Annotated in this window: 12 protein-coding genes and 1 pseudogene; 2 read left to right on the top strand and 11 right to left on the bottom strand. The window is 38.7% G+C overall.

The window, feature by feature from the left end; translation table 11 throughout:
• The first annotated feature begins 74 nt into the window (after window positions 1-74).
• Window positions 75-353 carry a helix-turn-helix transcriptional regulator gene (locus tag AB5618_RS10130; RefSeq protein ID WP_118580910.1) on the top strand — a complete coding sequence of 93 codons (279 nt, stop codon included), beginning with the start codon at window positions 75-77 and terminating at the stop codon, window positions 351-353.
• Between the two features lie 321 nt (window positions 354-674).
• Here the strand turns inward: AB5618_RS10130 and AB5618_RS10125 are convergent, their stop codons facing one another.
• The 4 genes and pseudogenes from AB5618_RS10125 to AB5618_RS10110 all read right to left on the bottom strand — a co-directional run.
• Window positions 675-2,483 (bottom strand): Na/Pi cotransporter family protein, encoded by a 1,809-nt coding sequence (locus AB5618_RS10125; protein ID WP_118580913.1) that lies wholly within the window; start codon window positions 2,481-2,483, stop codon window positions 675-677.
• A 352-nt stretch (window positions 2,484-2,835) separates the two neighbouring features.
• The gene (locus AB5618_RS10120; protein ID WP_148462496.1) at window positions 2,836-3,615 is read right to left on the bottom strand and encodes a YibE/F family protein; all 780 of its coding nucleotides are present in this window, start codon (window positions 3,613-3,615) and stop codon (window positions 2,836-2,838) included.
• The gene (locus AB5618_RS10115) at window positions 3,615-4,712 is read right to left on the bottom strand and encodes a YibE/F family protein (protein WP_148462497.1); all 1,098 of its coding nucleotides are present in this window, start codon (window positions 4,710-4,712) and stop codon (window positions 3,615-3,617) included. The genes AB5618_RS10120 and AB5618_RS10115 overlap by 1 nt, the downstream gene beginning before the upstream one ends.
• 577 nt (window positions 4,713-5,289) lie before the next feature.
• Window positions 5,290-5,493 (bottom strand): annotated as a pseudogene (locus AB5618_RS10110) (ABC transporter substrate-binding protein); the annotation flags it as partial.
• A gap of 227 nt (window positions 5,494-5,720) precedes the next feature.
• Here AB5618_RS10110 and AB5618_RS10105 point away from each other — a divergent pair.
• A complete protein-coding gene (locus AB5618_RS10105) occupies window positions 5,721-6,155 on the top strand; it encodes a Fur family transcriptional regulator (RefSeq protein WP_118580919.1) in 435 nt (144 codons plus the stop codon).
• A 7-nt stretch (window positions 6,156-6,162) separates the two neighbouring features.
• On the opposite strand, the gene AB5618_RS10100 is transcribed toward AB5618_RS10105, so the two are convergent.
• The 7 genes from AB5618_RS10100 to AB5618_RS10070 all read right to left on the bottom strand — a co-directional run bounded on the left by AB5618_RS10100 (window position 6,163) and on the right by AB5618_RS10070 (window position 13,865).
• Window positions 6,163-6,462 carry a hypothetical protein gene (locus AB5618_RS10100; RefSeq protein ID WP_173773250.1) on the bottom strand — a complete coding sequence of 100 codons (300 nt, stop codon included), beginning with the start codon at window positions 6,460-6,462 and terminating at the stop codon, window positions 6,163-6,165.
• A gap of 53 nt (window positions 6,463-6,515) precedes the next feature.
• Window positions 6,516-9,377 (bottom strand): glycoside hydrolase family 3 protein, encoded by a 2,862-nt coding sequence (locus AB5618_RS10095; protein WP_148462498.1) that lies wholly within the window; start codon window positions 9,375-9,377, stop codon window positions 6,516-6,518.
• Window positions 9,378-9,410: 33 nt separating this feature from the next.
• Window positions 9,411-10,061 carry a DUF3786 domain-containing protein gene (locus tag AB5618_RS10090; RefSeq protein WP_148462499.1) on the bottom strand — a complete coding sequence of 217 codons (651 nt, stop codon included), beginning with the start codon at window positions 10,059-10,061 and terminating at the stop codon, window positions 9,411-9,413.
• A 19-nt stretch (window positions 10,062-10,080) separates the two neighbouring features.
• Window positions 10,081-10,830 (bottom strand): P-loop NTPase, encoded by a 750-nt coding sequence (locus AB5618_RS10085; protein ID WP_148462500.1) that lies wholly within the window; start codon window positions 10,828-10,830, stop codon window positions 10,081-10,083.
• A 67-nt stretch (window positions 10,831-10,897) separates the two neighbouring features.
• Complete coding sequence (locus tag AB5618_RS10080; protein ID WP_118580931.1) at window positions 10,898-11,092, bottom strand: hypothetical protein; 195 nt, start codon at window positions 11,090-11,092, stop codon at window positions 10,898-10,900.
• A 16-nt stretch (window positions 11,093-11,108) separates the two neighbouring features.
• On the bottom strand, window positions 11,109-12,926 hold the full coding sequence (locus tag AB5618_RS10075) for a nitric oxide reductase activation protein (RefSeq protein ID WP_148462501.1): 1,818 nt from the start codon (window positions 12,924-12,926) through the stop codon (window positions 11,109-11,111).
• 6 nt (window positions 12,927-12,932) lie between these two features.
• Window positions 12,933-13,865 carry an AAA family ATPase gene (locus AB5618_RS10070; RefSeq protein ID WP_148462502.1) on the bottom strand — a complete coding sequence of 311 codons (933 nt, stop codon included), beginning with the start codon at window positions 13,863-13,865 and terminating at the stop codon, window positions 12,933-12,935.
• Window positions 13,866-13,880: the final 15 nt, after the last annotated feature.

Here is a 13,880-nt window from a genome sequence, read left to right as displayed (position 1 = left end):
TCACCCTGTTATGTTTTTCATTTTAAACCCATAATAGAGATATGGCAAGAACAAAATGGACAGGAATTTGAGTGATGATAAAATACGACAGATTCTGGGAGACATTGAAAAAACGCCATATTTCACAGTACTATCTCATTAATGAGTGTGGAATCGAAAAAAGGTTATTGCGCAGACTTCGGGACAATGAAAATGTAGAAATCTTTTCATTAGACCGAATATGCACTGTTCTTAACTGTGATCTGGATGATATAGTAGAATACGTACCCAATAACCCTGATATCATTGAGGATGCGAAAACAGCCCAAAAAGAGGCAGCCGCATCACATCCTGTTCACACTCCATCGAAATAACTGGTGCTTCAGACTCCCACAGTATAAACCATACATAAACTATACGTGTCTCAGCTCTGATAAACACGTTTTTTTGAAAAAGAATAAAAATACTTACATTTTTATTTTTTTGCACGGATGCCTAATTCTTTGTTTCGGCTGAGTGGAGAGAGTTTGGAATTATTTTTAGAGCATTTTGTTCTTTTTTTTATATTGTTTTTTAGTTAATCCAGGGTATTAATTTTTCCATAAAGAACCCTGCTGCATAAAAAACACCGCCAGGTGACTTTCGCATTTTATCTGCGAATTTTCATCTGACGGTGTTTTTATCTTAAAAATTATTTATTCAACCTCTTCCGGCTCCATACTCAGCTTATGCTCCACTTCTGTGCCAATATCATACTTCTGTCTGTATTCCTTAAAATAAGTGTAATATTCCAGACTATCTGTAGGATAAATCCTGGAGTTGTGAATGTGGATATCGGTTGTCTCTTCCCCACTTTTCATAAGTGCTGTCATGGCACTTGCACAGTGGGAAGCAATACGTCCAAAGCTGTTCAGAATATCGCTGAACACAGTTCCCTCTTCCAGTCCGCATTTGCCCTGGCTGAGGCGCTCTGCATGGCGCATCTTCAGTTCATCACAAAGTCTGGTGATTACCACGCCAAGTGGTGCAACACGCTGTGCGGCTTCTCTGTCATCGTTCATAAATGCATTGCAGGTCACATTGATTTCCTCACGGACTGCATCCATGACTACATTCAGCTCATCCCATGCTGTCTGAGAGAAGTTCGTGTGGTTGTCATGCATTTCGTTGGACATATGTGCGATGTAGGAAGCGTGATCGCCAATTCTCTCAAAGTCATTGATTGTGTGCAGATAAAGGGAGGTCTGGCGCGTCTGGGCGGTGTTCATCTCACGTTTGGTGAGCTGGATCAGATACTCTCCAAGACGGCTCTCATATTTGTCGATCAGGTCTTCCTTACGCTGTACCTTATCATATTTATCCTGCTGATAATCATTCAGAAGGTTCATAGCTCTGTTTACATTCTTACGAAGCTTCTTGGCCATACCATTCATAGCACGATGACACTGTCCAATTGCAAGTGCAGGATAATTTAACAGACGCTCTTCCAGAAGATCGAAGTCTGCCTCGTCCTCCAGCTCCTCTGCGCTGTCCTTAACCAGATAGCAAACCAGTTTCTCCAGCTTGGAAATAAACGGGAAAAGCACCACAACGGTAGCCACACGGAAAATGGTGTTCAAAAATGCGATGGATACCGGAGTCATGATCATATCCAAAAATCCAAAATGAATGAACGCATTCAAGGTATAGAATACAATGGACCACAGGATCAGACCGAATAAGTCATTCAGCAAATATACAAGAGCTGTTCTCTTACCGTTCTTATTCGCTCCAACTGCAGAGATCAGTACCGGACATGCAGCACCAACACCGATACCAAGAACAATTGGAAATGCACTTGCAAAGGTGAGGATTCCGGTTACGGAAAGAGCCTGCAGCACACCAACTGTTGCAGATGCACTCTGAAGCACTGCGGTAAATGCAATACCTACCAGAATACCTGCAATTGGGTTGGAAAACATTGTCAGCATATCAATAAATACAGGACTTTCACGAAGAGGAGAAACTGCTCCACTCATCATCTGCATACCATTCATCAGAATAGCAAAGCCCAGCATAATGTTTCCAATATTTCGGTATACAGATCTCTTACAGACCATACGAAGCATGATACCGATTACAGCAACTACTGCTGAAATAGTGGCTGTAGAAAGAATACTTGCAATTCCACCGGAGCCCTGGATATAAGACAGACACAGAATCCATCCTGTAATACTGGTTCCGATATTTGCACCCATGATAATACCAATTGCCTGTTTCAGCTTCATCATACCGGAGTTTACAAAACCGATTACCATAACGGTAGTGGCGGATGATGACTGGATTACACTGGTAACACCTGTTCCAAGTGCTACTCCCTTCAGCGGGGTATTGGTCATTTTGTAAAGGAATGCTTCCAGCTTATTACCAGCAACGGATTTCAGTCCGTCTCCCATCAGCGACATTCCAAAAAGGAAAAATGATACTCCGCACAGCAAAGATAAAACCATTGAAAAAATTGCCATGTTCTAATCCTCTGTTGTCGTTTCCCTCTGCCAATTCTGCAGAGGCGACCTTTCTTTTCAAAGTATTTTCTTTTGTTAACGTGGATTTTTCTCAATTTTTACATATCCTTAATTATTATGCCATAATCATAGGCTGATTACAATATTTGATTAATTTCAAATTGTAATTTTTTGCGGTTCAAAATTTCCATTTTTCTGTATAATCTGACGAAATATATGGTAATTTTTATTTCTATTCAGCTTACTGACGATAAGTAGATACCATTATGCAAGAATCTTACACACAACCGGCATCTCTCTTATCAGTGACATCACTATATATAAAATTCCCATCTTCTGATTACCATGTAATTTAAGCGTTTAATTGCTTTTTATCTGGATTAATATATCTGATCTGCCAGATAATGCATTTAATTGATACTGGAACTGCAACAAGACAGGCAATAGCACCAAATAGCATAATCGCAACATCCTGAAAGAGGAATCTGGAATTGAGAATGATTTCCAGACTATATTTTTGTGTCTGCACATAGGAAAACAATAAAATACTCCCTCCAAGATATGCAAAAAGCAACGTGTTTACTGTTGTGCCTATAATTTCTTTTCCCACCTGATACCCTGTTGAAGTAAGTTCTTTCTCTACCAGACTGTTTTTATGAGTCCAGACTTCATACACAGATGACGTCACAGATAGTGCAGTATCAATGACAGCTCCCAGAGTGCTGAAAACACTTACAAAAACAGCCACATGAAGCATATTAATACTGATATCTGTGTTGTAATAGTACATAAAATCCTCTTCTGAAATCTGAAGTTCATTTAAGCCATAACTTCCTGTTCTCCACGTAATAGCAAAAATCGGAATAAACAGAATCAGCATTACAAACAGTGTAGCCAGAAAGGCAGCTCGCGTTTTGACATTATTTCCATTCTGATAAAACAGAGAATTATAACAGACACCTGCTCCTGCCGCCAGTATCAGAAGCAGTGCGGGAAAACCAGCTAACATCAATATAACCGAAAAAAACAGAATAATAATATTACCTGCCAGTGCCATGATTGAAACAGCTCCACGTTCTCCTCCAATTGTAATCATCAAAAAAAGCAGCACTAATGTAAGAAAAAGAATCATTATTTTCCACTCCTTTTCAGTGATGGTATTTTCATAATAATCGAAGCAATTAAAACAGATACTGGTATTGCCAACACTATTCCAATACTTTCTATCAGAAAGCGACAGATATCATATGGAATGTGATATCTTACAAGCGTTATAAATCTGATCTCATTATTCATTTTAAGAATAAACATTGGAATCATGCCACTTACAAGAACAAATAGCAGTACATTTATCATGGTTCCCATAATATCATATCCGATTTCCCTTCCCGAATGTATCAGCTTTCTTATAGAAACTGATGGATTTTTGCGAACAATTTCACCAGTTGCTGCACTTATAGTGACTGTTACATCCATAATCGCTCCAAGCCCTGTCAGCATAATATCTGTCCAGAATATGTCGGCTGAATTACTCATGCTTCCAAGGTATTCCAGATTAGAATAATCTAAATCTCCATACCTGTGAATAGAAAAATCAAACAGCATCATAATCAGGAAAAGAACACATAAAGTCGAAAGAACAGCAGCCCATGTTTTCCTGTGAATTCCATTCAGACAGATCAATGTAGTCAACGAAAAAAGAAGTGCAATTACATTACATATTCTCAGAATATTCTTTCCATCTCCCAACAGTTGAAATCCGTACGCAAAAATCAATGTATTCAGTATCACTGATACGATCGTATAACCCCCCTGTTTTCTCGTAATATAGATCAGAAGAATAATCAGACCACCCACCAGTACGACCAGATAGATGTCACGTTTTACAGAACGTATAGTTTTTCCAGGTCTGTCTTTTGACCCATTCAGAAGTACCGTATCTCCTTTATGGTATTTCTGCGTCTGAACCTGTGAAGAAGTGTATTCGTTAGAAAGTGTAATTTCTTTACCTTTATATGCACCGTTCAATATCCGGGCTGTAATTTTCTGAGTATAATAGTGTTCTTCTGCACCTCTGGTTCCTTCTCTGCTCATGGTTTCCATTTCTGATACAGAACATATTTTTGCCAGAGGAGTGTGATAGAATCTGGCATTAAAACAGGTAAATATAACACAGATAATATAAATGCCAGCTAAAAGATATTTTTTATGAGATAGACAAAATTTCATTGAATTTATTTTCTCCTTCCAGATTAATATTTCTGCCAATATCGCATTGTACGCTTTTATTCGATGTTGGTCAATGTAAATTGCAGATTATTTGCAAATATTGTTGGCATTTTGATACTGTTCACTGGTAACATTCCGCGAGGTGTTTTTTGTGAACAAAGTTCACAGAAAACCCGAGAGTTGCGGCGCGAAATCATGCAAAGCATGATTTCTGTGCATCGCGAAGCGCGTTACTGTGAACGGAGTGAACAGTAACGGCATTTTTTTCTGTCCCGCGCCAGCATCTATAATACAAATAGTTTGCATTTACACAAAATTATTTTCTATTTCCGGAGTTAATAAATGATAGATAAAAGGCCCCAAAGCTCTGTTTCAAACATTCTGATGGAGCAAAATATATACCTTATAAATAGTTTTCTTGAATCAAGCTATCTCTGTTTAATAAATAGGATAAACATATTCCTCTTCTGACGGCTCTGCGTCTTCTATATCAGTGACAGTAATTTCCATCCCTTTATGTTTGTCATAGTGATATGTACCTGTTACATTTATCCATGCATCCTGCGTCAAATCAGAAGGCAGGTACCATATTGGTAACCTCAATCTTATCCCCTCCAACCTTTGTTGCAAAATCATACATAGGATAAAAGCTTGCCATAACATTTATTTTTTTTCCAGAAGAAGTATCCTCAGTTTCTGCTGCATATGCCAGATTAAAAGAACCAATGCCAAGTGCTATTGTAGCTGCAAGTGCTGTTCTAGTTAATAATTTTTTTCTCATAATAAAATCCTTTCTGCACAAACCTGATGTGCCTGAAAATAAAATTTCAAAAGCATATTATCTCATCCGCTTAAAATAAGCGCAAACCATTTGCGTTTATTAAAATAACGCATAGAATACCGGCCGTCAATAATATTTGCAAATTATTTGCATTTCTGGAGCATAATTGACTTAGGCGAAATAAAAAGATACAATAGAAAAAAGCACATATGAAAGGAATAAAGAAAATGGCTGAGCGAAAACCCTATACTACAAAAACAAGACAGATTATTCTGGAGTATTTGAAGTCCCAGAAGGCTGTCACTGTCAGTGTGGCTGATATTGAAAAATATTTAAAAACTGAAGGAATTAAGGTAAATACAACAACTGTATACCGATATCTTGACAAGCTTTGCGCCGAGCATATTGTAATCAAATATCCGGATCTGAACAGTGATAAAGCTGTGTTTCAGTTTGCAGGAGAAGAAAAAAAATGCACAGAACACCTACATCTGAAATGCATCAGATGTGGCAAGGTTGTGCATCTTGACTGTGACTTTATGGATGAATTTAAAGAGCATTTGTATAAAGATCATGGCTTCCGGCTGCATTGCAGCGGAGATATGCTTCATGGCATCTGTCAGGACTGTGAAAACAAAAAAATTTCTTCTCCACAGAGCTGACTGTCTTTTAGTAAACAACAGTTTCCCCGTCTTCCAGCATATCATAGTTAGAAACACCGTACGCTGTTAATTGGCCACGCATCGTAAAGCGTGTAACTGATGCATGAGCAACATTATCCATATGTGTCAGATAAAGCTTCGCCTCTGGTGCTGTCAGCGAAACATTCCATACATCCTCAGCACCCATAATCAAACGGCCATTTTCCTTTGTTTCAGCAGCACAACACGAGATGGAAAACCTGTCAATTTCTCTGGTCTGCCAGACAGTTTTTCCACTGAGGATCGCTGCCTTTTCTTCTATTGTCATCTTTTCAACCAATTTTTACTGTTTCATAATTGTTTTCCATCCCACTTTCATCCTTATTCAGCATTCTTTCTTTTCTTATATCCTCTAATTACCAGTACTTCCATTCCTGCCATGAAAAGGGCTATTACAGTGTCGATACCAATTCCTGCTTTTTTCCAGTTTTCCATACCTGTTTCTTCGTGTTCTCCATCATAAGCCCAACTGCTTACAACTGTATACATGACATTTTTGCAGGCATTTCTCATCTGAAGTACAGATGTTGGATGCTCTGGATTGGCTACATTGTTCTCTTCTCCATTGAATGTAGACAACATTACATCTACTCCATTCGCCAAAGCTGCATCTGCATTCATAAATCCATGACCATTGTTTCGGAAGAAGTCTGTAAGCGCCATTCCCCTGAATCCCCATTCATCTCTGAGAACTGTATTCATAAGGTTACTGCATTCTCCAGTCCATTTATCTCCAAGGAAACTCCAGGAAACCATAACCGCATTTGCTCCACCTTGTTTTACAGAAATCTCGAATGGTTTCAGATAAATTTCCCGGATTGCCTGCTCATTCGACCAGACACTTACCATTTTGGCATTACCTTCATACATAGCAAAATGTTTAATGTAAGAATAAACTCCGTATTTTCTTGCTCCTTCTACTGCTTTTGCTCCCATATTTCCTGAAAGAATTCCATCTTCTGAGAAATATTCATAGTTTCTTGCACCAAATGCGGTTCTATGAGTATTCATACCTGGTGCATACCAGCCCTCTGCACCCATTTCCTGACTGATCTTGCCCATGCATTCACCCCAGGCCTGTGCAAGTTCCTTATTCCATGTGGATGCAACCACAACTTCAATTGGGAATCCAATAGAACCAACTCCTGTAAAGTTGTTATTAATTGCTGCTGGTCCATCAAAATCAAGTGTAGCCACTTTTCCCACAGAATCCATGGCTGCTGTCTGATAACCAGCCATTGCAATCATATTTGCCATTTCATCAACAGTAAGCTGATCCAGAAGTTTTTCCCAACGAGGATCGTCATAATCAGCATCACGCATATCAGCTAATGTAAGTCCATTATCTGCTCCCGTTGTCGGCATTACATCCTCACCATTGAGATATGTAGTCTTATCAAAATTGCTGTTCAGATGATATTCAGAAACATATGGCTCACCCAGCTCTGCAGATGCCGGTGCTGCTGTAGCCTCTTCATAATTTGCAAAATGATCTGCTCGTGATAAATATGTCACATCGCCTTTTGCATCTTCAAATACATTTGTTGCTGCAGTATCATCTGATGCTCTTTTATTTTCTCCCTTATATACTACATCTTTATCTGCAGTATAAGTTTTCTGATCCAGCACAGTGTGTGAATCACTGTTAATAGAGATTACATAGTCACCTTTTTCAAGAACATACGCTTTTGCATTATTCTCATCATAGGAGGCCATATCTTCTATACTAAATGTAACTGTAACAGTCTGAGATTCTCCCGGCTGAAGCAGATTTGTTTTTTCAAACTCAATTAGATTTGCAGAAGATTTCTCAATTCCTCCATTTGTATATGGCGGTTTATAATACACTTCTACTACATCTTTTCCGGCAACATCTCCGGAGTTGGTTACTTCTACATCTACAGAAATCTGTCCGTCTTTTTCCTCCAGTTCACCCATTTTCTGTTCAAATTCTGTGTAACTCAGACCATATCCAAATGGATACTGTACAGTCTTGTCGTAATCAATCGCACCTTCCTGTGCAGCTGTTTCATAGTACTTGTATCCTACATAAATGCCTTCCACATAATTGGTAAATGCCGGAGCATACACCTGCGCAGTTCCTGCGTTCATTCCTTCAACAGCCATATCTGCCAGATTTGTATACTCTGTTTTTTCTGCATTATTCCACCACGGAGCAGTCGTCATATCATAAATAAATGTATCCGGTGTTTTTCCGGAAGGATTGACTTCACCTGAAAATACTTTACCAAGTGCATTAAATCCCACATTTCCCGTTCCTGGGCACCATACAACAGATTTAATCTGAGGATATTCATCTGCGAAACCAAGTTCAAACTGATTTGCTCCATTATAAATTACAATGACATTATCAAAGTTTGAGCAAACCATATCCACCATATCTCTCTCAGTTTGTGAAAGCTGTAAATAATGCTCTCCCTCAGGAAAATCATCATATTCATCAGAATTATTATCATATGCTGCTTTTCTTACATCCATAGGAATATCATTATGACCTTCACCTGCTTTTCTGGAAAGAACCACAACTGCCACATCAGAATACTCTTTCGCACTTTTAATAAGCTCATCACTGTATGTATCTACAGGTGGCTCCGGTAATGTCCAGCTCTGTTTCTGGATAGACATTTCCGGATCATCTGCACCATAATTGTTATAAAAATCAACCAGTTTCTGGTTAATAGAAAATCCGGCATTTTCAAGTCCCTGATTCAGACTGACAATATCATACAGATCATTAATTCCACCGGAACCAGCTCCTCCGTAAGCCGGATTAATAGATTCCCAGCCAAAAATATTCAGTTTTTTTGTTTCATTTAAAGGAAGCAAGCTTTCATTCTTCAGAAGAACAATTCCGTCTTCCATAATTTCTTCTGCCACTTCCGCAGCTTCTTCATTTGTTTCATCGCTTAAAGTTCCATTTCCCGTTGCAAGTCCAATCAATGTAGCCATTGGTCCAAAACAGATCATATTCACGCAGACAACAACAGCAAGAACCATTGCGATCACAGCTTCTCCTCTTATCAGAAATCTTTTGTCCCTGGACATCCTGCGGCATGCAACCATAATTACGATTCCAATTACAAGTGCAGCAATAATACCGATAATATATGGTTTGCATAATTGTAATACCGCCAAAACATCTTCCATTTCAACACTGATCATTCTCTTTTTCCTCCTTTAACTCCCTCGTCTTTTTCAGGTATCCTTTTCTTCTTGTTTCATATAATCTAATATAACATCTCCAAGATACGCTACATCCTCAGCTGCAAATGCCATTGGAAAATTATCAGAGAAAAGAATTTGTGCAGAAGGTGGAAATTCCTCATCACCTGACCATAAAATAAAACATAATTTTAATTCACGAAAAACTTCAAATTCGTAGGATACATCTCCATACTTTTGGCGTATCCCTGCCAATTTTTCCATTAATCTTTCAAAAACATCTTGTCTATTTCCATATGTTTTCGCGAGCCTCATAATACAACGCCCATAAAACTGCCTATAATAAACCTCTCCCCAAGGAAGATCACGATAGGACAAAAGATCCCCCGCAGCTTTCATATAATCTCCCTCTGAAAAATATCGTAACATCAAGATTTTTGCATGAATATCATTACACAAAATCGCATCTTTATCTGATTTATCTATGCAATGAATTTCGAACTCTGGATAACTGATCGTGTATGTGTTCTGCATAAACTTTATTATAAATGACTTGCTATTATCATCAAATGGTATATCCAGCCGACTTGTAACACCCTCTGGATTTACATTCTGAAACTCCGCAAGGTAGTATTCATATGGTTTCATTTCCAGATTATGTTTTTCATAGTAATCCTGTAACATTCTAAATCTCCTTATTCTGTTAAATAGAAAGTAGGAATTCTGTTAAGTTTTCAATAGCATCTGGTTTTTCTGACAGTTCTTTCCCCATCAGCCCCTCTCCCATAATGCCAGGATCCGCACTAAGAGATACAGCGACTCGATTTGAATTCCATACAGCTTCATACATCATTTCCTGATTCTCTTTTGTTACTTTATTGAGAACGTAATAAAATGGTTTTCGAATACTTTCCGATAATTCCCCGATTTTTTTGGAAAGCTGTAGGGATTCATAGGATGGATCTATGATTATCAATATCAAATCTACACCGTTATCAATTCCACGTCCAAAGTGTTCAATACCAGCCTCCATATCCATTAGCGCAAATTGGTCTTCTGTAAGCCTGAGATTTTGGATAAATTGAGTCATAACAGTTCCCATAGCACAAGAACACCCTTCATTTGCTTGATGAATTTTTCCACTGGTCATCAGTTTTACACCGTCCTTCAGACTATAATAATCTTCCGGTATATCATCTATAGTCCAGGTTTTCTCAAAAAACTGATGAGTAAATTTTGATAACATCATATCATTTAAAACATTTTGCTTACCACCGAAATAGTCTGTAAAATCTCTGGGAAGCTTCATACCTAGCTGTCGGTGTAGACCATAATTAGATTCATCGGAATCAATTACCAAAATTTCTTTTCCTCGTCTGGCTAAAGCCTTAGCCAACAGACTGGTTACTGTACTTTTTCCACATCCACCTTTTCCACAAACTGCTATTTTCATCTCTATATTTACTCCTCTTCTTTTTTCTAAATAATAAGAATTACATATGACCATACTTCAAACTGTCTTACTCCACTTCCTCCAGTTCTGTTCCTTCTGAAAGAATATATCCGCAGTTATCGCATACTCCGTCCTCTGCTAGTATCCCGTCTTTCACAAAGGCTTCAATGCCTCCCTGTTCATGACAGCGTGGACAATCTAATTCCTGTATCTTTTTCTGATTTCTTACATCCTGGCAAGTGGAAAATTCAATTTTACCCATAGTGATTCCTCCATTTTCATTCCATATCAATTTGTCTTCGCAAAAAAGTTCCTACCATACGGGAAAAATTACTGATATTACGAATATAGGCAAAGTCTTTTCCATAAATTCTCTTTTCCACAGAGAGCTCTTCTTCATTCCCTACAAAAATACCAATTACGAAAATTCCCTGATTTCTGGCCCGACGCACCTCATATGCAGTATCTTTCACAGCTCCTTCTCCGTCATAGATCCTGGGCTGGCGGGTTCCTGGTCGTTGTATGCTCATATCACAGGGTTTTCCATCACTTAATACGATTAAAATCTTATTTTTTTCCGGTCGCTCCATGAGAGAGGAAGAGACTGTTTTCAGTGCAAGCCCGTCTCTGTTATTGGCATATGCCCGAAATTGAAAGATTCTTTCATTTGTTTCCCTTGGATCTTCATAATCCCGAAATCTCTGAAGTACTGTATATCCCCAGAAAGCACAGTATCCTGTCACCCGATGAGGAATTCCTGCCTGGCTTAATGCTTCACTGATAATATATCCCTGCGCCGCTACCTGAGCCTGTCTGCCAGCCTGGGAACCACTGGAATCAATCAGGACGTCTATTACAAACTCAGAATCTTCTGATCTCTTTTTTCTATTAAATAACTTGTCATCGTCTGTTCTTCCAATTTTCCATAACCTCTCAGGAACAAGCTGCCCTGCATCAGATCTGCTGACAAAATCATCCTTTCGGATTATAAACGCCCGTTTCAGTGACTCTGCCAACACAGAAATATTTCTTTTGATGATCCAGTGATTATTTCCATAATAGGCTTTATTTTTTTCAAACTGCAGCTGAGAAAAACGGTATTGATTATTTTTTATCACAGGGTTCTGTAAAATTCCATCTGTAAGATACAGGATACAGTTTTTGTGGATTCCTGTACAAAATTTCCGGTTGACTCTGGCCTGCTCCGATTCACTTAGATACGATTTTCCGTAATTCAGTTCCACATATTCCCGTATCCGTCGCACTGCCTGTGGATTTAAATTCTCCGGGCTTTCCGGAACTTCTTCATTTTCCGGAGAGAAATAAAGTCTTTTTTTCTTTTTGTTTTTGATATCCAGACTCATCATCTTTTTTTTGAGATTAGAAAGATATTTTTGAATGATGTCTTCCATCTGTTCATCCGTCATGCATTCCTGCCACGCGTCATTGGCCAATGCCATATCCGGTAAATTAAGAATCTTCTCCAGATTTCCATTCCTTTTTTCAAAAGAAGGATCCAGAACATGATTATAAATCTCATCTATCACGTTTATGACATCTTCCGTATTTTCCGCATTCTTCAGAGATAGAATCTTGTACAATGCAATCTCTGCCTGTGGATCCATTCCCTTATCGTCTGTGTTCTCCAGAACATGCCTTATATACAGAAGCCTGATCCTGTGAATCAGGCCTGTTCCAGCTTTGTCTGATACCTGCTCTTCCTCGGCCTTTTCCAATTCTCTGAACGCCCATTCTCTGATTTCCTTTGTTCCCAAACGTTCTCGAATGGTAAACCGATTCACTGCAGCATCCATGCATAATCCAGCAAGAGGTAAAAGCATATCTTCTCCAGCAGAAAAATGTAATTTTTTCATCAAATACATGCCAAGTTTCTTCTGATCAAAATATCGTGCAAAAGCACCCTGTTTCACTGCCTCATACAGAACCGTTTGTTTTGAATAAACATATTTTTCTGTGTCCGGTTCAAATTCCGTATCATAATCACCACTGACTGTCCAAAAAAGATTTCTGATACGATTGCTGATCTCCAGATGATGTTCTTCCAGTTGTTCCGCCGGCCATCTGACATCCTCCATACAAGTTTACCCCCATATGTCTTTTCCGGTCCAGGAAGATGGGATTCTGGTAGAAACCACATCTTCTACGATCTCTTTTTCAAATACATCAAAACTTTTATTTATGATTCCCATCTGGATTGCATCAATTGGAGAAAGTCCGCTTCTTGTTGCTTTTACAGCAGAAACCAATCCTCTCAGGTCAAGAGATTTTGTTGAGATTTCTCCATGATAAGCTTTGATCTGCAAATCCAGAAACAGTCCTGCAAAAGCTTTCAGTGCACTTTTTTCCCCATCTGGAAAATGTTGCCTTAATATAAAAAGGACACTATCCTCATCCATTTCAGGCATATCGATTACCATAAACCTTGAAACCAGTGCTTCATTTAGTTCTCTGGTACCTGCGTAACCATAATTCATCGTACCGATAAATCGTGTTGCCGGATGAAGTAAAATCCTGTTATATCCTGGAATATCGATTCTGCGCCGATGATCCAATGTGGCATGCAGTACAGAAACGGCATCATTTTTTGCCATATTGATTTCGTCCAGGATTCCAAATCCTCCAAATTCCGCGCATTGGTAGATAGGGCCTTTCCGAAGGCGAACCTCATTATTTATAAAGGTATCCGTTCCAATCAGATCGGCACTGTCTGTATTTACATGAAAAGAAATGTCGTATTCCGGTCTTCCGAATATCCATGCCAGTGTCTCACATAGTACATTTTTTCCTGTAGCTTTCACACCGGAAAGTAACAGGTTATCTCCCTGAAGAAGTGCTGCTATTGACATTTCCAGAATCTTTTTCCCATAAAATAGGATATCCGGTTTTTCTACTCGTTCCTTTACCTGATCCTCTACCTCATAACGCATGTGAAAATCTCTCAGTTCTCCAATCAGTTCCTGCGCTATCTTCTGGTCTTCTAAATATTTTTCTATTTCTGTCCAATGACTTCTCATGAAGATTTTCCTTTC

Origin of the sequence: Ruminococcus sp. J1101004sp1_RTP21198st1_B9_RTP21198_201120 (assembly GCF_040924245.1) — a bacterium.
GTDB classification, from domain to species: Bacteria; Bacillota; Clostridia; order Lachnospirales; family Lachnospiraceae; genus Blautia_A; species Blautia_A faecis.
Note: the sequence above shows the minus strand (reverse complement) of the source record. Positions and strands in the feature narration are given on the sequence as shown.

Bases quoted from the DNA above. Each gene is read 5' to 3' on its own strand.
- AB5618_RS10130 (WP_118580910.1), top strand. From the start codon at position 75: ATGATAAAATACGACAGATTCTGGGAGACATTGAAAAAACGCCATATT.
- AB5618_RS10080 (WP_118580931.1), bottom strand. From the start codon at position 11,092: ATGGGTAAAATTGAATTTTCCACTTGCCAGGATGTAAGAAATCAGAAA.
- AB5618_RS10120 (WP_148462496.1), bottom strand. From the start codon at position 3,615: ATGATTCTTTTTCTTACATTAGTGCTGCTTTTTTTGATGATTACAATT.
- AB5618_RS10070 (WP_148462502.1), bottom strand. From the start codon at position 13,865: ATGAGAAGTCATTGGACAGAAATAGAAAAATATTTAGAAGACCAGAAG.
- AB5618_RS10075 (WP_148462501.1), bottom strand. From the start codon at position 12,926: ATGGAGGATGTCAGATGGCCGGCGGAACAACTGGAAGAACATCATCTG.
- AB5618_RS10085 (WP_148462500.1), bottom strand. From the start codon at position 10,830: ATGAAAATAGCAGTTTGTGGAAAAGGTGGATGTGGAAAAAGTACAGTA.
- AB5618_RS10090 (WP_148462499.1), bottom strand. From the start codon at position 10,061: ATGTTACAGGATTACTATGAAAAACATAATCTGGAAATGAAACCATAT.
- AB5618_RS10105 (WP_118580919.1), top strand. From the start codon at position 5,721: ATGGCTGAGCGAAAACCCTATACTACAAAAACAAGACAGATTATTCTG.
- AB5618_RS10125 (WP_118580913.1), bottom strand. From the start codon at position 2,483: ATGGCAATTTTTTCAATGGTTTTATCTTTGCTGTGCGGAGTATCATTT.
- AB5618_RS10115 (WP_148462497.1), bottom strand. From the start codon at position 4,712: ATGAAATTTTGTCTATCTCATAAAAAATATCTTTTAGCTGGCATTTAT.
- AB5618_RS10095 (WP_148462498.1), bottom strand. From the start codon at position 9,377: ATGATCAGTGTTGAAATGGAAGATGTTTTGGCGGTATTACAATTATGC.
- AB5618_RS10100 (WP_173773250.1), bottom strand. From the start codon at position 6,462: ATGACAATAGAAGAAAAGGCAGCGATCCTCAGTGGAAAAACTGTCTGG.